Below are 26,194 nucleotides of genomic sequence, written 5' to 3'. Positions count from 1 at the left end.
GCCCGAACCGGACGATGACACCGCGTATCCGCCAGCTTGAGAACATAAAGCGAACGCTTTATCCTCGCCCCATGACCGCCCTCGCCCGCATCCCGCGTCCCGCCCCCGCCATAACCGGCCCGCTCGCCCTCGCCCCCGGTCGGCTGCACGAGGGTTGCGGCCCCGCGCGGCACACATGGGCGATGCTGGTGGCGGGCGCGCTTGCAGGCCCGGTACTGTGGATCGCCCCCGCTTGGGCCACCGACCGCCCCGAGCCCTGCGGCTTCGCCCGCTTCGCCGAGCCCGGTCGGTTTCTCTTCGTCACCCCAGACCACCGCCCCGACCTGCTGTGGTGCATGGAAGAGGCGCTGCGCAGCGGCGCGACGCCGCTCGTGGTGGCGGACTTGCCGGGCCTCCCCGGCCTCACCCCCGTCCGCCGCCTGCACCTCGCCGCCGAGGAGGGCGGCAGCCGCGCAGCCCAGCCGCCCCTCGGGCTGATCCTGACACCGGGCGAGGGCGGCGCGCCGGGGGTCCAGAGCCGCTGGCACATGGCCCCCGCCCATCTGCCCCATGCCGACCGCTGGCACCTCGCCCGCCGCCGCGACCGCAGCGCCCCACCCGCCGACTGGCACCTCTCGGGCCACCCCAGCGCCTGGGCGTTCAACAAGATGTGATGGCCCCGCGGCCCCGCCCGCCCTATCAAGGGGCATGATCCGCCTCGCCCTCGCCCTCGCGCTCATCGCTACGCAGGCCCTCGCCGCGCCCGAGGCCTACCGCCTCAACACCGCGCGCTCGGTCGTGGCCTTCACCTACGATCTCGCCGGGAACGCGGGGCGCGGCACCATGCCCATCGCCTCCGCCGACATGGCGCTCGACCTCGCGAACCCGCCGCAAAGCCGCGTCACCGTCACCCTCGACGCAGGGCGCGCGCGGGCCGGGTTCTTCCTCGCCACGCAGGCGATGAAGGGGCCGCAAGGCCTTGACACCGCGCGCCACCCCTTGATTACCTTTCGCTCCACGCGCATCTCCGGCACGCTGAGCGCGGCACGGGTCGAGGGCCTACTCACCGTCCGCGACACCACCCGCCCGGTGATGCTTCAGGCCGGTCTCTATCGCCAGCGCGGGACCGACCCAGCGGACCTCACCCGTCTCACCGTCCTGCTTACCGGCCAGATCGACCGCCACGCCTTCGGCGTCACCGGCTTTTCGGACCTCGTCGGCCCGACGATCAGCCTGCGCATCGTGGCGCGGATCGAGCGGTAGGGGTGAGGCACATAAGGTGTTTGATTCCGTGGCTTTACGAGGCAATCCGGCGCGAACCGGGGCTGCTGTTCGCGGGTATGAACCGGTCGGGGACACGGGTGGAGAACCTCGACCGGCATTTTACCGAGGCGGCGAGGGACGGGTGAAAACCGGGGGCTGTGGCGCGTCGGTATCCTGTCGGTATCGCGTCGGTGGCGGCGCACGGGGGGCGAGGGCCGCGTTAACGGGTCCCGCGCGAGGGTGATCCCCCACAACCCCGGAGACCCCGCATGGCCCGCATCACCAAGACCCAACGCCTCGCCCGCGACACGCTGTTGCGCGACCTCATCCACCTGAACCGGGACGACTGGATCGACGCCACGCTGCCGGACGTGGTGCCCGACGCCTGGCACACGCTGGAGGTCGATCTGGATGTCGAGGAGCCGCGCGAGAAGGTGACGCTCTACCTCGACCGGTCGGTGGCGCGGTTCTATCGCGGGATGGGGCGGGGCTACCACGCGCGGATCAACCGGCTCTTGCGGACATGGGCGCAGATGAAGATCGCGGGGGAGGTGCAGCTGGATGCCTATCTCGCGAAGCGGGTGGGGGGAGATGAGGGGGAGGATTCGGGGGAGGAGGCGGATTGAAACCCGCCCTACGCCGCGCCGTTCGACCGTCATCCTCGGGCCTGACCCGAGGATCTGGTGGGGAGAGGTCCTCGGGTCAAGCCCGAGGATGACGGCGCGGCGCGCGATTGCCGACGCGCGCGGGGGCGATCCGGCGGGGGTGCGGGGCGCTTTATTTCGCCGTGTCCGCATGACCTTGGAGCGGCGCACCAAGCCTCGCCAAATCGCCGCCGCGTGGGGGCGCGTCGGCGATCGCGCGGCGGCGCTGCGCGCCTTGTTCCGCGCGGGAAAAATCCGCACCAGTCCTAGTGAAAACTTTAATCCTTTATGTCTTCCGAGTGTTCTCGGTCTTCGGATAAGCGCTTACAAATTACGTCCACTATCCTATCACACTCCGCCTCCACGTCATTCTCTCTTGAAAAGGAGACGCTTCCATACTCATGAGATTCATGATAATAGCTATCCTTAGCCGAATAAAACCTAACTGGCATAACAGCATTGTCACCAAAGCGGCCCTTGAATTGATCACTTTCGAAGCGTGTCCATATTCTGTTTGGGTAATTCTCACTAAGCAGCGGCACAACATAGGCGGCTTCTGTGCGATAAATTGGAGCTAAATAATCTTCGATCTTTTCAGCTAAAATTTTGTGCTGTTCGTCCGCATCGTAAAAAACACTCACCTCTCTTTCTTTCAGTTTCTCAGCAAGGCAATATGCAACATCTCTATCGGCTCCAGCAAAAGATAGGGCAATATCGAAATTCCCTTGAAAGAAATTTGTTGTATAGCCAACCTCTCTAGCAAAATTTCGCCAATTAACGGTCTTAAGATAAAATATGAGTCTCGGATCTTCAGTTGAAAAAACAAAACTTTCTGGCTGATAATGAAAATAGTCAGCTAGTATGTCAGACTTATCTCGGAGAATGCTTTCTAGATGCCCTTTATCAACAACTTGTCCAACACTTCCTCGATGCTCTTTGTTGACTTTTATCATCTCTCGCAAATCTATTGACCAATCATTGCCATCACGCAGCCATTTGAGAATATGCAGGTAAGGAGCACGACCCTCTCTGCGCAACTTTGAACCTCTTGCAAATTCAATACAAGGCTTCCCAAAAAGCCTCCTGAGGTCGGACATAACAACATCCACAACCTCTTCAAGAGAGGACGAAAGTTCAGTGGGAGAACTCTGCGACTCCGTAATATTATCCAAGAGGCATATTTGATGGCAGAGCATTTGTGCAATTTGAAAACTACCTTGACTATGCTCTGCAATCGCTTCTTTCTCTGGGATTGAAATATTAAGCGCGCCCTCACCTTTCGAAATCAACTCGACAATTTTATTTCTTGGGTTCGATTCCAGTTTGAATACGTCTATGCGCAGGCCAGCATCACTTCCGTATGAAACAAGATGATCTCCAGCCTTATTAATTCCAATGAGGATAATCTTACTTTCATCACTTTCATCATCAGCAAGAACTTTCATATAGTCTGCGAGGTGTGATTTAATTCCATCATCAAGTCGATGAAAATCATCAATAATAACAATCCCAATTCCACCTATAAGCGGCAATTCTCTTATGTAATCTATGTCCTCTTGTCGCCTCGCACTGAGAAACGCGACCTTTTTTCCATATCGAAGGTCGTCAATGATGCGTTTTACGCACGTTGTTTTTCCAATGCCCGAGGGGCCTTCTAAAACACAGCAGCGCCCGGGAGTTCTAATTGAAACCTTCAAATCCGCATATCGCTGAGGTTCTACAAAAGTGACCCCCGGGACTCCAGCTTGCTTAAATACCTCTTCGAGATTCATCTTCTCACCTCGCAAACTTCTTGTACTTCACCCGTTTCGGCTCCAGCGCGTCCGGGCCCAGACGCCGCTTCTTGTCTTCCTCGTAGGCCGAGAAGTCGCCCTCGAACCATTCCACATGGGCCTCGCCCTCGAAGGCGAGCATGTGGGTGCAGATGCGGTCAAGGAAAAAGCGGTCGTGGGAGATGACCACGGCGCAGCCGGCGAAATCCGTCAGGGCATCCTCTAGCGCGCGGAGCGTTTCCACGTCGAGGTCGTTGGTGGGCTCGTCGAGGAGGAGCACGTTGCCGCCCTCTTTCAGCAGCCGCGCCATGTGCACGCGGTTACGCTCGCCCCCCGAGAGCAGCGAGACCTTTTTCTGCTGGTCGCCGCCCTTGAAGTTGAACGCGCCGCAATAGGCGCGGGAGTTGATCTGGGCGTCGCCCAGCACGATCACCTCGGCGCCGCCGGAGATCGATTCCCACACCGTTTCGTTGGGCTTGAGGTCATCGCGGGACTGATCGACATAGGCGAGCTTGACGGTATCGCCATACTCGATGGTGCCCGCATCCGGCGTCTCTTGCCCGGTGAGCATGCGAAAGAGCGTGGATTTGCCCGCGCCGTTGGGGCCAATCACGCCGACGATGCCGCCGGGGGGAAGGGAAAAGCTGAGGTCCTCGATCAGGAGCTTGTCGCCCATCGCCTTTTTCAGGCCGTTGACCTCGATCACCTTGTCGCCGAGGCGCGGGCCGTTGGGGATGACGATCTGCGCGCGGCCCACGCGCTCGCGCTCGGACTGGCCGGCCAGTTCGTTATAGGCGTTGATCCGGGCCTTCTGCTTGGCCTGCCGCGCCTTTTGCCCCTGCCGCATCCATTCCAGCTCTCGCTCCAGCGTCTTTTGCTTGGACTTGTCCTCGCGCGCCTCTTGCGCGAGGCGCTTGGCCTTCTGCTCCAGCCAGGCGGAATAGTTGCCCTCGTAGGGGATGCCGCGGCCGCGGTCCAGTTCGAGGATCCAGCCGGTGATGTCGTCGAGGAAATAGCGGTCGTGGGTGACGATCAGGATCGTGCCCTTGTAGTCGATCAGGTGCTGTTGCAGCCAGGCGATGGTCTCGGCATCGAGGTGGTTGGTGGGCTCGTCCAGCAGCAGCATGTCGGGCGCCTCCAACAGCAGCTTGCACAGCGCCACGCGGCGCCGCTCGCCGCCCGAAAGGGTGGCGACATCGGCCTCGTCGGGGGGGCAGCGCAGCGCCTCCATCGCGACGTCGATGCGGGAATCGAGATCCCACAGGTTCTCGCCGTCGATCTCGTCCTGCAATTGCGCCATCTCGTCGGCGGTCTCGTCGGAGTAGTTCATCGCCAGTTCGTTGAAGCGGTCGAGCTTGGCCTGTTTTTGGGCCACGCCGAGCATCACGTTGCCGCGCACGGTGAGGCTTTCGTCGAGCTGCGGCTCCTGCGGGAGATAGCCGACGCGCGCGCCGGAGGCGGCCCATGCCTCGCCCGAGAAATCGGTGTCGAGCCCGGCCATGATGCGCAGGAGCGTGGACTTGCCCGAGCCGTTGACGCCGACGACGCCGATCTTGACGCCGGGAAGGAAGTTGAGGTGGATGTTCTCGAAGCATTTCTTGCCGCCCGGATAGGTCTTGGAGACCCCCTGCATGTGGTAGACGTATTGATAGGCTGCCATGATCCGCGCTCCGCTGAGAAATCCGTGATGCACCGGCGGTGATAGCTGGCGCGGGCTGCAGGGGCAATGGTCAGCGTGCGCGGCCCGGCGCGGGGACGGGGTGGGCCGCTGCGGTGGCGGTGTCGGCGGGGCCGGGGGCGGCGGCGCGCGTGCGCAGCCAGCCGATCAGCGCGTCGAGCGGCATCGGGCGGGCGAGGCCGTAGCCCTGGATCACCGGACAGTTGGCGCGGCGCAGCATGGCGCGCTGCGCCTCGGTCTCGACCCCCTCGGCCACCACCGACATGCGCAACAGGCCGCAGAGGCGGATGATGGCGCGCACGATGACGCGGTTGCGCGGATCCTGCTCGAGCCGGGCGATCATCGAGCGGTCGAGCTTGATCGCGTCCACCTCGAAGCTGGCCATGTGCGACAGCCCGGCATAGCCGGTGCCGAAATCGTCGAGCGCCACGCGCACGCCGAGCCGCTTGAGCCGGGCGACCGCGCTCATCACGTCGGCGCCGGAGCCGTCGAGGATGGTGGTTTCCAGCACCTCGATGCAGATGCGCCCCGGGTTCAGCCCGCGCGATTGCAGCGCCCAGTCGAGCAGGCCGGGATAGTTGACGTCGGCGAGGATCGCGGCGGAGACATTGATCGACATGGTGAGGTCGGGATACCCCGCCTCGTCCAGCGCCCGGAGCGCGTCGAGCGCCATCGTCATCGAGCGGTAGTCGATATCCGCGAGCAGCCCGAGCCCGTCGGCGGCGTCGAGGAACGCCGCCGGGGCGAGCAGGCCGCGCTGCGGGTGGTTCCAGCGGATGAGCGCCTCGCAGCCGCAAATGCGATCGTCGGCGAGGGATAGTTGCGGTTGCAGGTGGATCGTGAACTGGTCGCGGCTCACCGCCTCGCGCAGGTCGCGGGCGAGGGTCTGGCGCGCGCGCTGCGCGCGGCCGAGATTGGCGGTGTAGTGGATCATGCGCCCGCGACCGCGCGCCTTGGCGTCGTAGAGTGCCGCGTCGGCGCACTGGATCATTTCCTCGCCGGTTGTCGCCCCGTCGCCGGCGGCACACGCGCCGATCGAGGCACCGATGCGAATGGTCTGATCGCGCCACATGAGCGGCTGGCCGAGCGCGCGCAGCACGTCGCCCGCGCGGGCGTCAAGCGCCACCGCCCCATCGGGCAGGGCGCAGACGAGCAGGAACTCATCGCCGCCGGTGCGGCAGGCGAGGTCGCGCGGCCCCGCCACCCGCGCCAGCGCGTGGGCGACATGCGCCAGCGTGCGGTCGCCCGCACCGTGGCCGAGCGTGTCGTTGATGTCCTTGAACTTGTCGATGTCGATCACCAGAACGCCGAGCCGTCCGCGCGCGATCTCGGCACGGATGTCCGGGGCGTCGAGATACTCGGCCAGCCGCTTGCGGTTGGCGAGCCCGGTCAGATCGTCGTGGTGGGCGGCGTGGCGCAGATCGACCTGCACCTGCCGCAACGCCATTTCGGTGTTGACCTGATCGGTCACGTCGCGGCAGGTGATGACGACCCTGCGATCGCGCGGATCGGGCCCCGACGCGATCAGCGCGAAACCCTGCTGGTTCCAGAAGGTGGTGCCGTCGCGCCGGATGTGGCGACCGAGCTGGTAGCGGCGGAAGAGCGCGCTGTCGGGGTCGTAGCGGAAGCGCGCGATGTCCTCTGCCGGGGGGCGCGCCTCGGGGGGCAGGACGAATTCCTGCGGCTTGCGCCCATGCATTTCCGCCAGCGTCCAGCCGTAAAGCCGTTCGCAGGCCGGGTTGACCCATTCGATGCGCGCGTCCATGTCCTGCACGACGATGCCGTCATGCGCGCCCGCGACGATGCGGTGAAAGAGCGCCGCGCCGGCATCCGCGCAAGTCAGCGCCGGTGCGGTGCCGTGATCCGTGTCCCGATGCGTCATTCAGGCACCCCATGCCCCCTTGATCTATTGCGAACCCTAGACGCCTGCGGTTAACAGCCCGTGGCCATCCGCCCCCGCCGCGCCGGAAAATTCCGAAAATTCGATCCGTCACGGGTGCGCGGGTTACGGGCGCGCGGGCCACGGACGCGCGGATCATTGGCGCGATCAGGGCTTTTCCGGCGGGGCGGCGGCGGGCATAAGGTAGGCTGTCCCGAAGGGGGAAGGAGCACCGCGTGCGCCGTTTTCTTGCGATCCTTGCACTGGCCGTGCCGAGCGCCTGTAGGCGCGCGCGCGCGCAGGCTGAGCACGCCGCCGGGCGCGGCCCCGGACGACCCGGCGCGCAACCTCGCACCCGACGAGGGCAATTTCTGGCGACTGGTGCAGGAGCGCCCGGACCGCGAGCCTGGCCCGGAGGCCGGGCGGTGAGCGTGCTTTCGTACTTTACGCCGGCGCCGTATCTGGCGATGAGGGGGGCATGATCCAGCCGCTGCCGCCTTCGCGTCCCGGACAGGTGATCGGGCTGTTGGGAGGGTCGTTCGACCCGCCCCATGCGGGGCATGTGCATATCAGTCGCGAGGCGCTGAAGCGTTTCGGGCTGGACCGGGTGTGGTGGCTGGTCAGCCCCGGCAACCCGCTCAAGCGCCACGGCCCCGCCCCCCTGCCCGGGCGGATGGCGGCGGCGCGGGCGCTGGTCGATCACCCGCGCATCGAGGTGACCGATGTCGAGGCGCGCCTGGGCACGCGCCACACCTCTGCCACGCTGGCGGCGCTGGCGGCGATCTGCCCGGGGCGGCGGTTTGTCTGGCTGATGGGGGCCGACAACCTGGCGCAGTTCCACCGCTGGCAGGACTGGCGCACGATCATGGAGCGGGTGCCGGTGGGGGTGCTGGCGCGACCCGGGCAGCGCATCTCGGCGCGGCTGTCGCCGGCGGCGCGGATCTACGCGCAGGCGCACATCAAGGGACGGGCGAGCCATCTGCTGGGGCGGGCCGAGGCGCCGGCGTGGTGCTTTGTCAACGTGCCGATGACCGATATCTCTTCGAGCGCGCTGCGCGCGGGGAAAGCGGAAAAGTGAGCGGATGCGACGGCAAAGGCGATTGCGCGACCGGGGCTGTTCTGCTTACCGTCACGCCATGAGTCACGAGATATCCAGACGCCTGTTCGTCACCTCGGCACTGGCCGCGCTGGCCGCGCCCGTCATGGCCGAGCCCCCGGCCATGTCGCTGCGCCCGTTGCTGCGGCCGCCGGGCCTCGGCGCCGGCCGGGGGGCAGCGGCGGTCGAGGCGCTCGTCGCCGAGGCGCGGCTGCAGGGCGATGTGGGATACGCGGTGACGGACACCGAGACCGGCGCGGTGCTCGAGGCGCGCGCCGCGGACACCGCCCTGCCGCCCGCGAGCGTGACCAAGGCGGTGACCGCGCTCTACGCGCTCGACACGCTGGGGGCCGGGCATCGTTTCAAGACCCGGCTGGTCGCCACCGGGCCGGTGGAGGGCGGCGTGCTCCGGGGCGATCTGGTGCTGGCGGGTGGGGGTGATCCGACGCTGGACACCGATGCGCTGGCCGACATGGCCGCAGCCCTCAAGCGCGCGGGCGTGCGCGAGGTCAGCGGCGCGTTCCGCGTCTGGGGAGGGGCGGTGCCCTACCGGCGCGCCATCGAGCCGCGACAGCCCCCCCATGCGGGCTATAACCCGGCGCTGTCGGGGCTGAACCTCAACTATAACCGGGTGCATTTCGAGTGGACGCGCGCGGGCGGCGACTATGCCATCACGATGGATGCGCGTTCGGGGCGGTACCGGCCCGACGTGACGGTGGCGCGGATGCGCATCGCCGATCGCCGGTCGCCGGTCTACACCTACCACGACGCGGGCGGGCGCGACGACTGGACCGTGGCGCGCGGTGCGCTGGGCGGTGGCGGTGCGCGGTGGCTGCCGGTGCGCAAGCCCGAGCTTTATGCGGGCGAGGTGTTCGCCACCTTCGCGCGGTCGCAGGGGATCGTGCTGAAGGCCCCGCAGGTGGTCGAAGGTGCGGCGCCGCAGGGCGCCACGCTCGTCACCCACGAGAGCGACCCGCTGGCCGATATCCTGCGCGGGATGCTGCGCTATTCCACCAACATCACCGCCGAAATGGTGGGCATGGCGGCGAGCGCGCGACGGCGGGGGCGGGCGCTCGACCTCGCGGCCTCGGCGCGGGAGATGACGGGCTGGGCGCAGGCCACGCTGGGGATGAAGACGACGGATTTACGCGACCATTCGGGGCTCAATGACCTCTCGCGGCTGTCGGCGCTGGACATGGCGCGGGCGCTGGCGGCGGCGGGGCGCGCCGACGCGCTGCGCCCGCTGTTGCGCGAGTTCACGATGCGCGACGCGCGCGGGCGCCCCCTGCGCAACCACCCGGTGGAGGTGCAGGCGAAGACCGGCACGCTTTACTTCGTCAGCGCGCTGGCGGGATATTTCACCCCGCCGGGCGGGCGCGAGATGACCTTTGCGGTGCTGACGGCGAGCGACAGCCTGCGCGGGCGCATCGACCCGTTCCGCGACACGCGCCCGCCGGGCGCGCGCGGCTGGAACCGGCGCGCCAAGCGGCTGCAACAGGCGCTGATCGAACGGTGGAGCGAGATTTACGGAGGCTGAACGATGCAGGCGGGCACCAGCCGATGGTGCGGGAGCGTGGCGCTTGCGGGCAGGCCGGCCGATGCCGTAGAACCCTGCGCATGATCCCCCGCGCCCTAGCCCCCGCCGCCGCCCTGATCCTCGCCGCCACGAGCGCGGGCGGGCATCCGCATGTGTTCGTCGATGTGGCGCTGCGCTTTGAGAGCGACGCGCAGGGCCGCCTCACCGGTGTGGAAGTGACGTGGAGTTACGACGATTTCTTCTCGCTCCTGATCCTCTCCGACATGGGGCTCGACCCCGATGGCGACGGGCAGTTGACCGACGCCGAACTGGCGCGGCTCAAGGGGTTCGACTTGGAGGAATGGCCCGAGGGGTTCGAGGGCGATCTCTATATCCACGCGGGCGACGAGAAGATCGCGCTCGGCCATCCGGTGCCCGAGGCCGTTCGCATGGAGGCGGGCCGTATCGTCGCCACCCACAGGCGCGGCTTTGGCCCGGTCGCGCCCGACGGGCTGCGTGTGGAACCCTATGACCCAACCTATTTCGTGGATTACACCCTCGCCGGCCCGGTGGTGCTGCCCAACGCTTGCGCCTATGCCATCACCGAGCCCGATCTCGACGAGAGCCAGCAGGCGTTCCGCAACATGGTGGCCGAGCTGAGCGCCGAAGAGCAGTATGACGGCGTCGAAGTGGGCAACCTGTTCTCGGACATCATGGTGATCTCGTGCCGCGCGCCCTCCTGAGCCTCGCCGCGCTGGCGGTGGGCGCGGGGGCGGTCTGGCTCTGGGGGTTTGGCGGGGCGGCGGCGCTGGGCGAGTGGGCGCGCGCCGGTCAGGCCGAAACGCAGCAGGCGATGGCGCGGCTGCTGCGGGCCTTGCGCGCGGGCGAGCCGGGAGCGATGGCGGGGCTGATGGGGCTGTGTTTTGCCTACGGGTTCTTTCACGCGGCGGGGCCGGGGCATGGCAAGGTTCTGCTGGGCGGCTACGGCATGGCCGCGCGGGTCGGCGCATGGCGACTGTCGGCGCTGGCGCTGGCATCGAGCCTCGCGCAGGCGGCGAGCGCGGTGGTGATGGTCTATGCCGGGGTGCTGGTTTTCGACCTGACACGCCAGCGGATGACGGGCTTGGCCGAGGAGTGGATGGCCCCGGCAAGCTATGGCGCCATCGCGCTGGTCGGGGCATGGCTGGCGCTGCGCGGGGTGCGGCGCTGGTGGCGGGGATGGCGGGAGCACGCCCACGCCCACGATCTTGCCTGCGCCGAGTGCGGGCACCGGCACGGCCCGACGGTGGACGACGTCGCGCGGGTGCGCGGCTGGCGCGACGCGGTGCTGCTGGTCGGCGCGGTGGCGATCCGGCCCTGTACCGGCGCGCTGTTCCTGCTGATCCTCACCTGGCGGATGGGGATCGGGACGGCGGGCGTCCTCGGCACCCTGGTGATGGGGCTGGGGACCGCGAGCGTGACGGTGGCGGTGGCGCTTGCCTCGGTCACTCTGCGCGAGGGCGCGCTGGCGCGGCTCGCCTCGGCGGAGGGGCGCGGGCTTGGCCGCGCGCTGACGGCGCTGGAGATCGGGGCCGGGCTGGTCATCGCGGCACTGTCGCTGCAGCTGATGCGCGCCACGCTCTGAGGGCGTGGGGAACGGCCTGGAGCGGACATCGCCATCTGGTCCCAGCGCGGATTCAAGGCCGAAGGCCGCCGCGCCATCGCATGTCCGCCCCCCGGACAGGCGATTTGGCTAAGCTAGCGCGCCGATTAAATGTTTTTCGGGAAAGCAGAAATAAAGTGCCCTGAAAAACCGTTGGATCGCCTGCCCGCGGACATGCGATGGTGCGGCTCACTGCAACGGCAGGAACAGGCCAACAGCAGACCAATTTTCCGGCTTTTCCGAACGGCGCCCGGGCCTGCCCGTGCCTTGGAACCAGTTATCCCGCGCCAAGCGAGACAACAGTTCAGCGGCGGCTCAGGCGCTCGTTGCGCAACCCCCGCACGCGGATTTCGCGCACGCTTTCCAGCGTCTTGTCGGAAACGAAGACCGCCGCCTGCACCTCGCGCGGGCGGAGCTCGGTGGCGGTGGACAGGGGCGGGTGCACCGCGCGCAGCTCGTAGCCGAGAATGCCGTCCACCGGCTCTGCGTCGGGGGTGCCGGGAATGAGGCGGACATCGTAGATATCCTGCTGCGCGGCGAGCCCGCGTACCCGAACGATCGCCCCGCCGGTGGCGCGTTCGACCACAAGCGCGCTGATCTCGGCCACGGGCGTGCCGGCGTAGGGGACGTCCTTTCCACGCTTGCGGAGGCTGTCAAAGAGGCCGCTCTCTTCCTTTTCCGGGATGAGCGGGTTGGTGCCGGGTTCGGCCGTGGCGGCCTCGCGGCGACGCGACCGGCTGCGCCCGAACCAGTTGCGCGGGTTGATCCGCGACTCGCGAAAGCCGCCACAGCCCGCCAGCAAGCCAGCCGCCGCCAAACCAAGGAAAACCCGCCGTTCCATGCCCGATACCCCTGTCAAAATCCGCCCCACGCCTACCCTATCGCGCCGGGCTTGAAAAGGTGCAAGCGGGGGCTGGACCTCTGCCACGCGCGCGCCTACCTCTAGGTTGAGAACAGGAGACACACATGGCCACCGAGGCATTCGAAGAGATCGTGAGCGATTTCGACTTCCTGGAGGACTGGGAAGACCGGTATCGCTATGTCATCGATTACGGGCGCCGGATGGAGCCGCTCGACGATGCGCTCAAGGTGCCCGCGACCAAGGTCGATGGCTGCGCGAGCCAGGTCTGGCTGCACCCGCAGATCGAGGAGAGGCAATTCCGTTTTGACGGCGACAGCGACGCGATGATCGTGCGTGGCCTCATCGCGGTGCTGCGCGCGCTCTATAACGGACTGCCGGTCGACGAGGTGGCGCGGGTCGATGCACAAGCCGAGTTGGCGCGGCTGGGGCTCGACGAGCACCTCTCGGCGCAGCGCTCCAACGGGCTACGTGCGATGATCGGGCGTATCCGCGGCGTCGCCACCGAAGCGGCCTGATCACCGGGCGCGTCTTGCTTTTCGTCACGGGAAGTTCAATTTTGGGACGAGGACAAATTCGCTAGTGTCGCCACGAACGGAGGGGACCATGACCGCGACCGACCTGACCGCAGAGATGCGCGCCTTTCTCAAGCCCTACACGAAGAAGAGCGATATGCGCGGCGCGCTGTCGCTGCTGGCCACGCTCGCCACCTATGGCGCGGCGCTGGTGGCCGGGGCGTGGGCGTGGGGCGCGGGGATGTGGCTGGCGACCGTCGCGGCGGTGATCGTGCTCGCCTTTGCCTCGGTGCGGCTCTACGTGTTGCAGCACGATTGCGGGCACCGTTCGCTTTTTGCCACGCGGGGCGTCAACGATCTCGCCGGTTATCTGCTGTCGGTATTTTCCTTCACGCCCTACCGGGTGATGCAATACAATCACGACATGCACCACGCCTATCTCGGCAATCTCGACCACCGCGAGACCACCGAGATCCACACCATGACCCTGCGCGAGTGGACCGAGGCCGACCGCTGGACCCGGCTGCGCTACCGGCTTTACCGCAACCCGGCGCTGATGCTGCCGGCGGGCGCGTTTCTCACCTATTTCATCGCCTATCGCTGGCCGCGCAACACCTCTGACGTGGGGGCTGCGGGGGTGATCGTGCATAACCTGTTGATCGCCGGGCTGCTGCTGGCGATCTGGGCGGGGCTGGGCATCGCGGGGGTGGCGGTGTGGTTCGCCGCCTCGATGCTGGGGGGCATGATCGGCGTATTCCTTGTGTATCTCCAGCACAATTTCGAGGAGACCTACTGGGACCGTAAGCCCGATCTCGATTTCCGCAAGGCCACGCTGGTCGGCTCAAGCTCGCTCGATCTGGGCTGGTGGTGGGATCTGGGCACCGGAAACATCGCCTATCACGACCTGCACCACTACAACCCCGCGATCCCCTCTTACAACCTGCGCCGCTGCCAGCGCGACCTGCCCGCGCACCTGCAAAGCCACGCACCGATCCGCTGGCGCGAGGCGCTGCGCAGCTTCACGCTCAAGCTGTGGGACGAGGAGCAGGGGCGGCTGGTGCCGTTCCCAAGGGCGCGCGCCACGTCGGCAGAGACGATGGCGGCGGGATAACGCCGCATTCACACGCGGCGCGACCTTGCATATCCGTTCACGGCCGCGGGCGTCACCTCTTGTCGGTGCCGCCCTGCTCCAGCCACGCGTCGAGCGCGGCGGGCGCAGGGTCGAGCCGGTCGGGGTCGGTGCCCAGAAACTCGGCCAAGCGCGGCGCGTTGAGGGCATTGACGCCCATGATGACCGGCACGCCCGCCGCCACCGCCTCGGCGATGAGCGCGCGAAAGCCGCGGCCGTCGGCCTCGTGCTTACCGAACTTGTTGACGATAACCAGATCCGCCCCGGCGGCCAGACGCGCCTCGGCCGCCGTCACCGCCTGTTCCAGCGCCTCGGGGTCGAGCCGGCAGCCGCGCGCGCCCGTGCCGAGGCTTTGCGAGATGCGGATCACCGGCCCGTCGGGCAGCACGCGCACATCCATGTCGCAGGGTCGGTCAGGCCCGCAATCGGTGTTGACCTGAACGGTGCCGCAGAGCCGCAGCCCCCGCGCCGCCGCGCGGGTCGCGAAATCATGGAGCAGCCGGTCGGTGTGGCCGGCCCCCTCGGTCATGATGCAGGCGATTCGCATCGGCCCCCTCCTCACTCGGTCAGGCGGCTGATGACCACCGTCACCTCGGGGCGTTTGCCGATCTCGGTCTGCGCGCTTTGCCGGGCGACACGGCGCAGCCCCTGCTCGAGCTTGTCGTCATCGGCCAGCGTCTTGTCGCCCGCGCGTCCCATGAACTGCGCGAGGTCCTCCTCCAGCACATCGACGAGCGGCGCGCGCGAACGCCCGGTTTCGGGCAGGCCCATGATCTCGACCCAGGGATCGCCCAGCGGCGCGTCGTCCTCGTCGATGATGACGTTGATCATGACGTGGCCGTTGAGCGCCATGCGAATGCGGTCACGCACGATCCCGTCCATCGCCCCGATCTTGACCGTGCCATCGAGATAGGTGCGCCCGGTCTCGACATATTCGGCAACCTTGGGGGCATTACCACCAAGTTCGATCATCATGCCGTTAACTGCCACCACCCCCTTGATCCGGTTGGATTTGGCGAGCTTCACATGCTCGCGCAGGTGGCGATGCTCGCCATGCATGGGGATCAGGATTTGCGGCTTGAGGATCTTGTGCATCGCGTCGAGATCGGGCCGGTTGGCATGACCCGAGACGTGATAGCGGTCGTCGCCCTCGATCACATCCACGCCCTGCTCGGAGAACTGGTTGATGATGCGAATCACGCCGCGCTCGTTGCCGGGGATGGTCTTGGAGGAGAACAGGAACGTGTCGCCCTCCTTCATGGTGATGCCGTTATACTTGCCGTTGGCGAGCTGCGCGCTGGCGGCGCGGCGCTCGCCCTGGCTGCCGGTGACGATCAGCATCACGCTCTCGCGGGGGAGCTTGCTCGCCTCCTCTGGCGGGATGGTGGCGGGAAAGCCGGTGAGTACGCCGGTCTCCTTGCCCGCCTCGACCATGCGGTTCATCGCGCGGCCCATAAGGCAGACCGAGCGCCCGGCGCGGATGCCCGCCTCGGCGAGCGTCTTTACCCGCGCCACATTGCTGGCGAAGGTGGTGGCCACGACCATGCCCTTGCTGCCCTCGACAAGCTCTGTGATCGGGTCGCCCACGCTGCTCTCCGAGCGCCCGGCATGATCGCTCAGGACGTTGGTCGAGTCGCAGATCAGCGCCTTGATCCCATCCGCGCCGATGTCTTCCCACATCGCGCGGTCGAAGGGTTCGCCCACCACCGGGTCGAGGTCGATCTTGAAATCGCCGGTATGCACCAGCCGCCCCTCGGGCGTGTCGATCACCAGCCCCGAGCTTTCGGGAATGGAATGCGAGATCGGCGCGAAACCGACGGTAAACGGCCCCGCCGTCACCGTCTCGGGCCAGGGCGAGACCACGCGCACCGCCTTGTCGGGGTGGCCATACTCGGCCATCTTGGCGCGCACGATGTTGGCGGTGAAGACGCGGGCATGGATGGGCGCGCCGAGCCGCTCGTAGTAATGCGCCACGGCGCCGACGTGATCCTCGTGGGCATGGGTGATGAACACCGCCTCCAGCCGGTCGCGCCGCTCGGCCAGCCAGGTGATGTCCGGCAGGATCAGGTCGACACCGGGCGTGGTATCCATGTCCGGGAAGGTCAGGCCCAGATCGACGAGAATCAGGCGCTCCTTGCCCGGTTTGCCGTAGCCGTAGACATAGGCGTTCATACCAATCTCGCCCGCCCCCCCGAGGGGCAGGTAAATAAGTCTTTCGCTGCTCATGGGCCGTCAGCCCTCCTTGTTGTAGCTGTGTATCACGGTCAGCCCGTGCATCGTCAAATCATCCTCGACGCCGTCGAACGCGGCATCACCTTGCTGGAAAAGCGGGGCCAGCCCCCCGGTTCCGATCACCTTCATGGCGCGGCCGCGCTCGGCCTTTATGCGCTCGCATATCCCGTTTATGAGGCCGACATAACCCCAGAAGATACCAGATTGCATGCAGTCGACGGTGTTGGTCCCGATCACCCGGTCGGGCTTGGTCACGTCGATATGCGGCAGCGCCGCCGCCGCCTCGTGCAGCGCCTGCAGCGACAGGTTTACCCCCGGCGCGATCACGCCGCCGATATAGGCGCCGTCGCGCGCCACCACGTCGAAGGTGGTGGCGGTGCCGAAATCCACGATGATGAGGTCGCCGCCGTAGAGGTCATGGCCCGCCACCGTGTTGACCAGCCGATCGGGGCCCACCTGCGTGCCGGGATCGACGCGCACGTCCACCGGCAGGCGGCACTCGGGCTTGCCCACGACCAGCGGGCGACAGCCGAAATAGCGGTCGGAAAAGACCCGCAGGTTGAACACCACCCGCGGCACGGTCGACGAGATGATGACATCGGTGATGTCCGCACGAATGCCGTGATGCCCGAGCAGGGTGGAGAACCAGACGAAGTACTGATCGGCGGTGCGCTGATGCTCGGTGGCGGTGCGCAGCGTGCACAGGAACCGTGTGCCGTCCCAGATGGAAAACACCGTGTTGGTATTGCCGCAATCTATCGCCAGAAGCATCCCGATCCCTCTGTTCAGAAAAACACCTCGGCCGCGGCGATGCTGGTGCGGCCCTTTGCGGTGACGAGCACGAGGTTTCCGGCCTCGTCCACAGTCTCGAACCGCCCCTCATGGGTGTCGCGCGTCGTGCGCGCCACGATGGTTTCGCCCAGTTTTGCCGCCCGCGCAAGCCAGGCCGTTCGAATGGGGGCAAATCCGTAGGTAACGAATTGTGCCTCGTGGCGCGCATAGGCAGGCGCGAGCAGGTCGAGAAACGCCTCCGGGTCGATCGCCACCCCCGTCTCGGACAAGAGCGACACGGGCCGCGCCGCGCCGGGCTCGACCTCTGCCATACCGGGTGCGGCCACGAGGTTCACGCCGATGCCGATGGCGAAATGGCTGAGCCCTCCCCCTGCCCCCGCGCTCTCCAGCAGGATACCCGCCAGCTTGCCGCCGTTCAGCAGCACGTCATTGGGCCATTTGAGCGCCAGTCCGTCCACCCGCCCGGTCGCCGCCGCCAGCGCGTCGTAAAGCGCGAGCGCCGCCACGAAGGAGCGCAGCGCCACGCGGTCGGGGCTCTCGGACGGGCGCATCGCCAGCGTCGCCGCGAAATTGCCCGGCGGGTTCGCCCACGCCCTGCCCCGCCGCCCGCGTGCCGCCGTCTGTTCCAGCGCGAGGATCCATTCCGGCCCGGCAAGCGTGGCGGCGCGGCGCGCGGCCTCGGCATTGGTGCTGTCCACCCGTGCCAGCACGCGCCGTCCATAGCCCTCGGGCCAGCCCGCCCCCGGCTTCATCTTGCCCGAAATATCCCCGCCGGAGGCGTCGCTTTGCCTAGTGCACAAGGGTCGCCGCCGCCGCCTGCGCCATCGTCTCGATGCCGAACATGTTGACGATGCCGAAAACCATCACCGCCGCCGAGGCCATGAGGAATCCCCATTGCACCGGCGAGCGCCCGGTCTCGAGCGCCTCGCCCTCCTCGCCGAAATACATGTAGAACACGATGCGCAGGTAGTAGAAGGCGCCGATGACGCTGGCGACCACGCCCGCAACCGCGAGCCAGGCAAGCCCGCCCTCGTAGGCCGCGCGCAGCACGTAGAGCTTGCCGAAGAAGCCCAGCAGCGGTGGCACGCCCGCGAGGCTGAACAGGAGGATCAGCATCGCCAGCGCCCGGCCCGGCTCGGCCCGCGAGTACATGTTGAGGCTGCGGATATCGGTCACCGGCTGGCCGCCGCGCTCCATGCTGAGGATGAAGGCAAAGGTGCCGACATTCATCGCCACGTAGATGGCCACGTAGACCAGCATCGCCTGTACGCCGAACGCCGTGCCCGAGGCCAGCCCCATCAGCGCATAGCCCATATGCGCGATCGAGGAATAGGCCATCAGCCGCTTGATGTCGGTCTGCCCGATGGCCGCCACCGCGCCAAGGAACATCGACAGGAGGCTGAGCGCCGCCAGCACCTGTTGCCAGTCGCCCACCACGCCGCCGAACGCGTCGTGCACCACGCGGGCGAAGAGACCCAGTGCCGCCACCTTGGGAGCGGTGGCAAAGAAGGCGGTGATCGGCGTCGGTGCGCCCTCGTAGACGTCGGGCGTCCACATGTGGAACGGCACCGCCGAGACCTTGAACGCCAGCCCCGAGATCACCAGCACCAGCCCGATGAGCAGACCCACGGGCGCCTGCCCGTCCGCCGCGGCGAGGATGCCGGAAAACAGCGTCGTTCCGGCAAAGCCGTAAGTCAGGGACGCGCCGAACAGCAACAGCCCCGACGACAGCGCGCCCAGCACGAAATACTTGAGCCCCGCCTCGGTGGACTTGATGCTGTCGCGCCGCATCGACGCCACCACGTAGAGCGCCAGCGATTGCAGCTCCAGCCCCATGTAGAGCGCCATCAGGTCGCCCGCGCTCACCATCACCATCATGCCCACGACCGACAGCGCGATCAGCAGCGGATACTCGAACCGCAGGATACCGCGGCGTGCCATGTAATCCTGTCCCAGTACCAGCACCGCCGCCGCCGCCAGCAGGATCGTCACCTTGGCGAAACGGGCGAAACCGTCGTCGTTGATCATGCCGCCAAAGGCCGTGCGCGTGCCTGCGCCGCCCATCCCGATCCAGATGGCAAGCAGCGCCATCAGCCCCGCCGTCGCCCAGACGAGCGGCACCGAGACCCGGTCGCGCCCGGTATAGACCGCCCCCAGGAGTGCCGCCATCGCATAGACCGCGAGCACGATTTCCGGGAGGATGACGTTGATATCAGCCTGCATGGTTCAGGGCCTCCGGTTCAGTGTGCGACCTGCGCCACCGCGGTCGCGGCATGCGCGACCGACTGGGCCAGTTCGACATTGGAAATCAGCGCCTCGACGGAGGGGCCGGTGATATCGGTGACGAGGCGGGGATAGACGCCAAGCAGCAGCGTCATTGCCACCAGGGGGGCAAAGATCGCGCGCTCGCGCGTCCCCATGTCGGAGATGGTGCGCAGGCTTTCCTTGATGAGGTCGCCGAACACCACCCGGCGATAGAGCCAGAGCGCGTAGGCCGCCGACAGGATCACCCCCGAGGTGGCCACGGCCGCCACCCATGTGTTGACCTGGAAGATGCCGACCAGCGTCAGGAATTCGCCGATGAACCCGCTGGTGCCCGGCAGGCCCACATTGGCCATGGTAAAGAACATGAAGATCAGCGCATAGGCCGGCATCCGGTTCACCAGACCGCCATAGGCGTCGATCTCGCGGGTGTGCATCCGGTCATAGATCACGCCCACGCACAGAAACAGCGCGCCGGAGATGAACCCGTGCGAGATCATCTGGAATATCGCGCCGTCCAGCCCCTGCTGATTGACCGCGAAGATGCCCATCGTGACATAGCCCATGTGCGCGACCGACGAATAGGCGATGAGCTTCTTCATGTCCTCCTGCGCCAGCGCCACCAGCGAGGTATAGACGATGGCGATGGCCGACAGCCACAGGATGAGCGGCGTCAGCACCTCGGCCCCCACCGGGAACATCGGCAGGCTGAACCGCAGGAAGCCGTAGCCGCCCATCTTCAGCAGGATCGCCGCCAGCACCACCGACCCGGCGGTGGGCGCCTGAACGTGCGCATCGGGCAGCCATGTGTGCACCGGCCACATCGGCATCTTGACAGCGAACGAGGCGAAGAAGGCGATGAACATCAGCGTCTGCATGCCGCCGACGACGTGGAGACCCAGAAGCGAGAAGCCCTCGGAGGCGAATTCGTGGCGCATCAGCGTGGGAATGTCGGTGGTGCCTGCATCGGTGAACATCGCCACCATCGCGACCAGCATCAGAACCGAGCCGAGGAAGGTGTAGAGGAAGAACTTGAACGAGGCGTAGATGCGTTGCTTGCCGCCCCAGATGCCGATGATCAGGAACATCGGGATGAGCCCCGCCTCGAAGAACAGGTAGAACAGCACCAGGTCGAGCGCCATGAACACGCCGAGCATGAGCGTTTCGAGGATCAGGAAGGCGATCATGTATTCCTTGACGCGGGCCGTCACGTTCCACGACGCGGCGATGGTCAGCGGCATGATGAAGGTGGTAAGCATCACGAACAGGACGCTGATGCCGTCCACGCCCATCTTGTAGGTCAGCCCCAGCAGCCATTCGCGCTCTTCCACGAACTGAAACCCGGTATCCGACGGGTCGAAGTCGAACAGGATGAACAGCGACACGACGAAGGTCAGCGTGGTCGCGATCATCGCCACCCACTTGGCGTTGCGTTGCGCCGCCGCGTCCTCGCCGCGCAGGAACACGGCGAGGATCGCCGCCGCCACCGCGGGAATGAAGGTCACAATGGAAAGCAGGTTGTCCATCAGTTGGCCCCCCCGAACATGGTCATCCAGGTGACAAGGACCGCGATCCCGATCACCATCGCGAAGGCATAGGTAAAGATGTAGCCCGATTGCGCCCGCCCGGCGGCCCGCGTCAGCCGCGGAATGAGCCCCATCGCCACGCCGTTGATCGAGCCGTCGATCACGTCACCGTCGCCGCGCTTCCACAGCAGTTGCCCAAGCGCCTTGGCGGGGCGGACCAAGAGAAAATCGAAGATCTCGTCGAAATACCACTTGTTGAGCAGAAAGAGGTAAAGCGGGCGGTTCGTCTCGGCCACGCGCTTGGGCATAGAGGGATCCCAGACATAGAACCAGAGCGCCGTGACGAGACCGATCAGCATGGCGATGAACGGGCTGACCTTGACCCATGCCGGTGCGTGGTGCGCGTCGTCCAGGACATGGTTGTCCTCTGCCATGAAGATCGCGCCCTCGGGGGCCGTGGCGGGGGCCGCGTGGTCCTTGGCGGCCTCTTCCGTCGCCGCCGCCTCGCCATGATCAGCACTCGCCTCGGCATGGGCCTCGATCCCGAAGAAGCGGTTCACCTGCTCGTGGCTGCCAAAGAAGCTGCCATACCAGATCATCCCCGCGAACACCGCGCCCAGCGCCAGCACGCCCAGAGGGGCGACCATGACCATGGGCGACTCGTGCGCGTGCTCATGCGTGTGCCGGTCGCCGCGCGCGACGCCGAAGAAGGTGAGGAACATCAGCCGCCAGCTATAGAACGAGGTGAACAGCGCCGCGATCACCAGCATCCAGAAGGCATAGCCTCCTTCGGTGCCCGCCCAGGCGCTCTCGATCACCGCGTCCTTGCTGAGGAAGCCGGCAAAGCCGATATGGGTGAGCGGGATGCCCACGCCGGTGATGGCCAGCGTGCCGATCATCATCGCCCAGAACGTGTAGGGCAGTTTCTTGCGCAGGCCGCCATAGTGGCGCATGTCCTGCTCGTGATGCATGCCGTGGATGACGCTGCCTGCGCCCAGAAACAGCATCGCCTTGAAGAAGGCGTGGGTGAAGAGGTGGAACATCGCCACCGAGTAGACGCCGACGCCCGCGGCCACGAACATGTAGCCAAGCTGGCTACAGGTGGAATAGGCGATCACGCGCTTGATGTCGTTCTGCACGAGGCCCACGGTGGCGGCGAAGAACGCCGTCGATGCCCCGATGAACACCACGAAATTCGTGGCTTGCGGAGCGTACTCCATCAGCGGCGACATGCGGCAGACGAGGAACACCCCCGCCGTCACCATCGTCGCCGCGTGGATCAGCGCCGACACCGGCGTCGGGCCTTCCATCGCGTCGGGCAGCCAGGTGTGCAGGAAAAGCTGCGCCGATTTGCCCATCGCCCCGACAAACAGCAGGAAGGCGATCAGGTTGGCGGCGTTCCACTCTGTCCACAGGAAGGTGAGCTGCGTCTCGGCCAGCATGGGGGCTGCGGCGAAGATGTCGCCAAAGCGCACCGAGTCGGTCAGGAAATAGAGCGCCATGATCCCCAGCGCGAAGCCGAAATCGCCGACGCGGTTGACCACGAAAGCCTTGATCGCGGCGGCATTGGCGGACGGCTTGCGGAAATAGAAGCCGATCAGCAGGTAAGAGGCGACGCCCACGCCCTCCCAGCCGAAGAACATCTGCACGAGGTTGTCGGAGGTCACCAGCATCAGCATCGCGAAGGTGAAGAACGACAGGTAGGCGAAGAAACGCGGGCGATAGCTCTCGCCCTCGCGGAAATTCGCGTCATGGGCCATGTAGCCCACCGAGTAGAGATGCACGAGCGCCGAGACGGTGGTGACCACGATCAGCATGATCGTGGTGAGCCGATCCACCCGGATCGACCAGTCGGCATAGAGCGTTCCCGACTGCACCCAGTCGAGGACATGCACCGCCTGCGCCTCGGATGCGCCTTGCAGGAACACAACCCAGCTCAGGACCATGGCGAGGAACAACAGGCCGGTGGTCAGCCATTGCGCGCCCTTGTCGCCGATGATCCGCCAGCCGAAGCCCGCGATGATCGCCCCGATGAGCGGCGCGAAGAGGATTATCTTGTAGATCATCGGGATCAGCCTTTCATCACGTTGACGTCTTCGACGGCGATGGTCCCGCGGTTGCGGAAGAAGCACACGAGGATCGCGAGGCCGATGGCCGCCTCGGCGGCGGCGACGGTCAGCACGAAGAGGGTGAAGACCTGCCCTACCAGATCGCCCAGGTGGGCGGAGAAGGCGACGAGGTTGACGTTGACCGACAGTAGCATCAGCTCGATCGACATCAGCAGCACGATCACGTTCTTGCGGTTGAGAAAGAGGCCGAAGATGCCGATGACGAAGAGCGCGGCGGCCACCGTCAGGTAATGTTCAAGTCCGATCATGTCTGTCCCCCCGGGCCATTGCCCGATTGTCGTCTTTGGTCCCGCAAGGCATGTGCGCCCCGCATGGTATCTATCCGCTCACGCGGCGGTCAGAGGCCCTGCCCCGGTCGCACGTCCTTCAACTCCATCGCCTTGGCGGGGTCGCGGTACATCTGCGTCAGCACGTCCTGCCGCTTGACCCCTTCGCGGTGGCGCAGCGTCAGCACGATCGCGCCGATCATCGCCACCAGCAGGATCAGCCCGGCGAGCTGGAACAGGATGAAATATGTGTCGTAGAGCAGCATCCCGAGCGCCGCCGTGTTCTGCACGCCATCGGGTGTCACCGCCGCGCGCGCGTCCATCGCGCCATCGGCCATCTGCCAGTTGCCGAAGACCAGCCCGAACTGCATCAGCAGGATCACCCCGATGAGCAGCGCCAGCGGCATGTATTTCGCCATCTCCGCCTTCAACTCGGCGAAATCCACGTCGAGCATCATCACCACGAAGAGGAACAACACCGCCACCGCGCCGACGTAGACGATGATGAGCAGCATCGCCACGAATTCCGCACCCAGAAGCACGAAGAGCCCCGCCGCGCTGATGAACGACAGGATCAGCCACAGCACCGAATGCACGGGGTTGCGGCTGATGACGGTCAACAGCCCCCCGGCAAGCAGCGCCGTGGCGAAGAGATAGAAGGACATCGCCGCAATCGTCATTTTTCCGATCCTTTCTCGTCGTCCTCGTCCATCACCTCGCGGGCGAAATCCATCGCCCGGGTCATCGAGGGCACGCCGGCAAACATCGCCATCTGGGCGATGGTCTCGGCGATCTCTTCCTTGGTCGCGCCCGCCTCGAGCGCGTGGCGCACGGTGAGGCGGATTTGGGTGTCGCTCTGTGCACCCAGCATGGTCAGCCCCGCGAGCGTGAGCAGCAGCCGCGTCTTGGCGTCAAGCCCCTCCTTGCTGAGGCCCCGACCGAAACTCATCTCCATGAATTCCTTGGGCATGGTCGGCCACAGCTTCTCGAACCCCTTGGGCGAAAAGCTCTCGAGCGCGGGATTCACGGCCTTGGCCATCTCCTGCGCCTGCCGCATCATCATCTCGAAGGGGTTCTGGCGGTCACTCATCTGTAGGGTGCATCCATCTCGAGGTTGCGGGCGATTTCGGCCTCCCAGCGATCGCCGTTCGCAAGCAGTTTTGCCTTGTCGTAGAACAGCTCTTCGCGGGTCTCGGTGGCGAATTCGAAATTCGGGCCCTCGACGATGGCATCCACCGGGCACGCCTCCTGGCAGAAGCCGCAATAGATGCATTTCGTCATGTCGATGTCGTAGCGCGTGGTGCGGCGGCTGCCGTCGTCGCGCGGCTCGGCATCGATGGTGATCGCCTGCGCGGGGCAGATCGCCTCGCACAGCTTGCAGGCGATGCACCGCTCCTCGCCGTTAGGGTAGCGGCGCAGCGCGTGCTCGCCGCGGAACCGGGGCGAGAGCGGCCCCTTCTCATGCGGGTAGTTGAGCGTCGCCTTGGGCGCGAAGAAGTACTTGAGGCCCAGCTTGAAGCCCACGAAGAAATCCTTGAGCAGGAAATACCCGGCGGCGCGGTTATAGTCGATCTGCGTCATGGATCAGCCTCCAATCGCCCAGCGGGCCCAGAACCCGCCGAACACTTCGAATTTCGCGAGGAACGCCACGATCACGACCCAGCCGAGCGACAGCGGCAGGAACACCTTCCAGCCGATGCGCATGAGCTGATCGTAGCGGTAGCGCGGGGTGATCGCCTTGACCATCGCGAAGAGGAAGAAGAAGAACGCCATCTTGGCGATCATCCACACAACCCCGTCGGGCAGGCCCGGAATCGGCGACAGCCAGCCTCCGAAGAACAAGAGCGAAGTGAGCGCGCACATCAGGAAGATGGCGATGTATTCACCGGCCATGAACAAAAGGAAGGGCGTCGCGGAATATTCCACCTGATAGCCCGCCACCAGCTCGGATTCGGCCTCGGGCAAATCAAAGGGCGGGCGGTTGGTTTCGGCCAGCGCGGAGATGAAGAACAGGAACACCATCGGCAGGTGCGGCAGCCAGTACCAGCCGAAGAAGCCGTAGGCGGTATCCTGCGCCGCCACGATGGCGCCGAAATTCAGCGAGCCGGTGGAGATGATGACGCCGATGATGATGAGTCCGAGCGACACCTCGTAAGAGATCATCTGCGCCGCCGAACGCAGGCTGCCGAGGAACGGATACTTGGAGTTCGACGCCCAGCCACCCATGATGACGCCGTAGACCTCGAGCGAGGAGACGGCGAAGACAAAGAGGATCGCCACGTTGATGTCGGACAGCACCCAGCCCTCGTTGAGCGGGATCACCGCCCAGGCGAGCACCGCCAGCACGAAGGAGGTAAGCGGCGCCAACATGAACACCGTCTTGTCGGCACCGGCGGGCACGACCACTTCCTTGACCACGTATTTGAGCGCGTCGGCGACCGTCTGAAGCAGACCGAAGACGCCCACCACGTTGGGCCCCCGCCGCATCTGCACCGCCGCCCAGATCTTGCGATCGCCGTAGACGAGGAACAGCAGCGACACCATGACGAAGCCGACCACGGCAAGGCACTGCGCGAGGATCAGCACGAAGGTGCCGAACGGGGTTGTCAAGAATTCAGCCATTGGGTCCTTGTCCTCACACCATCGGTATTCCGTTTTCCGCGCAATTGGCGGCTGTCACTTGGGCGTCGATCGTCCTCAATCCGCGCGGCAGCGCCGCCGAGATCGTGTAAATCGCATCGCCGCGCCAGATTCCACCCTCTTCGGTCACGAGGGTACGCACATGGCGCGCAAAACCGTAGCCGCGGATGAGCGCGTATTGCGCGGCCGCGCACTCGGCATAGCGCTCGACATCGGCCTCGTCGCGCGCCCCGCGCATGGCGACCCGGAAATTCACGAGGTCACCATCCAGAAGCCCCGTCTCGATTCCGTCATAGACGGGCGCGAAGACGGGCTCGGCGTCGCCCTCGGCACAGCCCGACAGGGCCAGCGCGGATATGAGCACCGCCGCCATTC

At 66.0% G+C, this 26,194-nt stretch carries 28 protein-coding genes; 11 read left to right on the top strand and 17 right to left on the bottom strand.

What is annotated here, in order from left to right; all coding sequences use genetic code 11:
- Window positions 1–71 precede the first annotated feature (71 nt).
- The 4 genes from AC13D8_RS02285 (at window position 72) to AC13D8_RS02270 (ending at window position 1,868) form a co-directional block, all read left to right on the top strand.
- Complete coding sequence (locus tag AC13D8_RS02285) at window positions 72–653, top strand: ImuA family protein (protein WP_482967446.1); 582 nt, start codon at window positions 72–74, stop codon at window positions 651–653.
- A gap of 34 nt (window positions 654–687) precedes the next feature.
- Window positions 688–1,242, top strand: a complete 555-nt coding sequence (locus AC13D8_RS02280) for a YceI family protein (protein ID WP_482967445.1) — start codon at window positions 688–690, stop codon at window positions 1,240–1,242.
- Between the two features lie 20 nt (window positions 1,243–1,262).
- Window positions 1,263–1,388 (top strand): hypothetical protein, encoded by a 126-nt coding sequence (locus AC13D8_RS02275; protein WP_482967465.1) that lies wholly within the window; start codon window positions 1,263–1,265, stop codon window positions 1,386–1,388.
- 123 nt (window positions 1,389–1,511) lie between these two features.
- Window positions 1,512–1,868 carry a BrnA antitoxin family protein gene (locus AC13D8_RS02270; protein ID WP_482967444.1) on the top strand — a complete coding sequence of 119 codons (357 nt, stop codon included), beginning with the start codon at window positions 1,512–1,514 and terminating at the stop codon, window positions 1,866–1,868.
- Window positions 1,869–2,164: 296 nt separating this feature from the next.
- Here the strand turns inward: AC13D8_RS02270 and AC13D8_RS02265 are convergent, their stop codons facing one another.
- The 3 genes from AC13D8_RS02265 to AC13D8_RS02255 form a co-directional block, all read right to left on the bottom strand.
- A complete protein-coding gene (locus AC13D8_RS02265) occupies window positions 2,165–3,658 on the bottom strand; it encodes a TIR domain-containing protein (RefSeq protein WP_482967443.1) in 1,494 nt (497 codons plus the stop codon).
- A 4-nt stretch (window positions 3,659–3,662) separates the two neighbouring features.
- Window positions 3,663–5,318 (bottom strand): energy-dependent translational throttle protein EttA, encoded by a 1,656-nt coding sequence (gene ettA / locus AC13D8_RS02260; RefSeq protein ID WP_482967442.1) that lies wholly within the window; start codon window positions 5,316–5,318, stop codon window positions 3,663–3,665.
- 70 nt (window positions 5,319–5,388) lie between these two features.
- Window positions 5,389–7,218 carry a putative bifunctional diguanylate cyclase/phosphodiesterase gene (locus tag AC13D8_RS02255; RefSeq protein WP_482967441.1) on the bottom strand — a complete coding sequence of 610 codons (1,830 nt, stop codon included), beginning with the start codon at window positions 7,216–7,218 and terminating at the stop codon, window positions 5,389–5,391.
- A gap of 255 nt (window positions 7,219–7,473) precedes the next feature.
- Here AC13D8_RS02255 and AC13D8_RS02250 point away from each other — a divergent pair, with 255 nt between their 5' ends.
- The 5 genes from AC13D8_RS02250 to AC13D8_RS02230 all read left to right on the top strand — a co-directional run bounded on the left by AC13D8_RS02250 (window position 7,474) and on the right by AC13D8_RS02230 (window position 11,451).
- Entirely contained in the window at window positions 7,474–7,644 is a 171-nt protein-coding gene (locus AC13D8_RS02250) for a hypothetical protein (RefSeq protein ID WP_482967440.1), read from the top strand.
- A gap of 49 nt (window positions 7,645–7,693) precedes the next feature.
- Window positions 7,694–8,293, top strand: a complete 600-nt coding sequence (locus tag AC13D8_RS02245; RefSeq protein ID WP_482967439.1) for a nicotinate-nucleotide adenylyltransferase — start codon at window positions 7,694–7,696, stop codon at window positions 8,291–8,293.
- Between the two features lie 58 nt (window positions 8,294–8,351).
- Window positions 8,352–9,848, top strand: a complete 1,497-nt coding sequence (dacB, locus tag AC13D8_RS02240; protein WP_482967438.1) for a D-alanyl-D-alanine carboxypeptidase/D-alanyl-D-alanine endopeptidase — start codon at window positions 8,352–8,354, stop codon at window positions 9,846–9,848.
- A gap of 80 nt (window positions 9,849–9,928) precedes the next feature.
- On the top strand, window positions 9,929–10,570 hold the full coding sequence (locus AC13D8_RS02235; protein ID WP_482967437.1) for a DUF1007 family protein: 642 nt from the start codon (window positions 9,929–9,931) through the stop codon (window positions 10,568–10,570).
- Window positions 10,552–11,451, top strand: a complete 900-nt coding sequence (locus tag AC13D8_RS02230; RefSeq protein WP_482967436.1) for a nickel/cobalt transporter — start codon at window positions 10,552–10,554, stop codon at window positions 11,449–11,451. Before AC13D8_RS02235 ends, AC13D8_RS02230 begins: the two co-directional genes overlap by 19 nt.
- A gap of 322 nt (window positions 11,452–11,773) precedes the next feature.
- On the opposite strand, the gene AC13D8_RS02225 is transcribed toward AC13D8_RS02230, so the two are convergent.
- Window positions 11,774–12,310, bottom strand: a complete 537-nt coding sequence (locus AC13D8_RS02225; RefSeq protein ID WP_482967435.1) for a hypothetical protein — start codon at window positions 12,308–12,310, stop codon at window positions 11,774–11,776.
- Window positions 12,311–12,435: 125 nt separating this feature from the next.
- Here AC13D8_RS02225 and AC13D8_RS02220 point away from each other — a divergent pair, with 125 nt between their 5' ends.
- Entirely contained in the window at window positions 12,436–12,846 is a 411-nt protein-coding gene (locus AC13D8_RS02220; protein ID WP_104018794.1) for a SufE family protein, read from the top strand.
- An 88-nt stretch (window positions 12,847–12,934) separates the two neighbouring features.
- Window positions 12,935–13,954 carry a fatty acid desaturase gene (locus AC13D8_RS02215; protein ID WP_482967434.1) on the top strand — a complete coding sequence of 340 codons (1,020 nt, stop codon included), beginning with the start codon at window positions 12,935–12,937 and terminating at the stop codon, window positions 13,952–13,954.
- 52 nt (window positions 13,955–14,006) lie between these two features.
- Here AC13D8_RS02215 and AC13D8_RS02210 read toward each other — a convergent pair whose 3' ends face one another.
- The 13 genes from AC13D8_RS02210 to AC13D8_RS02150 form a co-directional block, all read right to left on the bottom strand.
- Complete coding sequence (locus tag AC13D8_RS02210; protein WP_482967433.1) at window positions 14,007–14,519, bottom strand: DUF2478 domain-containing protein; 513 nt, start codon at window positions 14,517–14,519, stop codon at window positions 14,007–14,009.
- 11 nt (window positions 14,520–14,530) lie between these two features.
- Window positions 14,531–16,198, bottom strand: coding sequence for a ribonuclease J (locus AC13D8_RS02205; protein ID WP_482967432.1), 1,668 nt, complete (start codon window positions 16,196–16,198; stop codon window positions 14,531–14,533).
- Window positions 16,199–16,204: 6 nt separating this feature from the next.
- A complete protein-coding gene (locus AC13D8_RS02200; protein ID WP_482967431.1) occupies window positions 16,205–16,975 on the bottom strand; it encodes a type III pantothenate kinase in 771 nt (256 codons plus the stop codon).
- 14 nt (window positions 16,976–16,989) lie between these two features.
- A complete protein-coding gene (locus AC13D8_RS02195; RefSeq protein ID WP_482967430.1) occupies window positions 16,990–17,748 on the bottom strand; it encodes a biotin--[acetyl-CoA-carboxylase] ligase in 759 nt (252 codons plus the stop codon).
- A gap of 37 nt (window positions 17,749–17,785) precedes the next feature.
- Window positions 17,786–19,219, bottom strand: a complete 1,434-nt coding sequence (nuoN, locus tag AC13D8_RS02190; protein ID WP_482967429.1) for an NADH-quinone oxidoreductase subunit NuoN — start codon at window positions 19,217–19,219, stop codon at window positions 17,786–17,788.
- Window positions 19,220–19,236: 17 nt separating this feature from the next.
- A complete protein-coding gene (locus AC13D8_RS02185; protein WP_482967428.1) occupies window positions 19,237–20,784 on the bottom strand; it encodes an NADH-quinone oxidoreductase subunit M in 1,548 nt (515 codons plus the stop codon).
- On the bottom strand, window positions 20,784–22,847 hold the full coding sequence (nuoL, locus tag AC13D8_RS02180; protein ID WP_482967464.1) for an NADH-quinone oxidoreductase subunit L: 2,064 nt from the start codon (window positions 22,845–22,847) through the stop codon (window positions 20,784–20,786). The genes AC13D8_RS02185 and nuoL overlap by 1 nt, the downstream gene beginning before the upstream one ends.
- Before the next feature lie 8 nt (window positions 22,848–22,855).
- Entirely contained in the window at window positions 22,856–23,161 is a 306-nt protein-coding gene (gene nuoK, locus AC13D8_RS02175) for an NADH-quinone oxidoreductase subunit NuoK (RefSeq protein WP_129433354.1), read from the bottom strand.
- Window positions 23,162–23,250: 89 nt separating this feature from the next.
- Complete coding sequence (locus AC13D8_RS02170) at window positions 23,251–23,859, bottom strand: NADH-quinone oxidoreductase subunit J (protein ID WP_482967427.1); 609 nt, start codon at window positions 23,857–23,859, stop codon at window positions 23,251–23,253.
- On the bottom strand, window positions 23,856–24,269 hold the full coding sequence (locus AC13D8_RS02165) for a carboxymuconolactone decarboxylase family protein (RefSeq protein ID WP_104018784.1): 414 nt from the start codon (window positions 24,267–24,269) through the stop codon (window positions 23,856–23,858). Before AC13D8_RS02165 ends, AC13D8_RS02170 begins: the two co-directional genes overlap by 4 nt.
- Window positions 24,266–24,760 carry an NADH-quinone oxidoreductase subunit NuoI gene (gene nuoI / locus AC13D8_RS02160; protein WP_104018783.1) on the bottom strand — a complete coding sequence of 165 codons (495 nt, stop codon included), beginning with the start codon at window positions 24,758–24,760 and terminating at the stop codon, window positions 24,266–24,268. Before nuoI ends, AC13D8_RS02165 begins: the two co-directional genes overlap by 4 nt.
- A 3-nt stretch (window positions 24,761–24,763) precedes the next feature.
- On the bottom strand, window positions 24,764–25,801 hold the full coding sequence (gene nuoH / locus AC13D8_RS02155; RefSeq protein WP_129433340.1) for an NADH-quinone oxidoreductase subunit NuoH: 1,038 nt from the start codon (window positions 25,799–25,801) through the stop codon (window positions 24,764–24,766).
- A 13-nt stretch (window positions 25,802–25,814) separates the two neighbouring features.
- Complete coding sequence (locus tag AC13D8_RS02150; protein ID WP_104018781.1) at window positions 25,815–26,192, bottom strand: hypothetical protein; 378 nt, start codon at window positions 26,190–26,192, stop codon at window positions 25,815–25,817.
- Between the last annotated feature and the right edge of the window lie 2 nt (window positions 26,193–26,194).

It is taken from the genome of Roseovarius sp. B-10, assembly GCF_056859295.1.
This window is presented reverse-complemented; position numbering and strand designations above follow the sequence as displayed.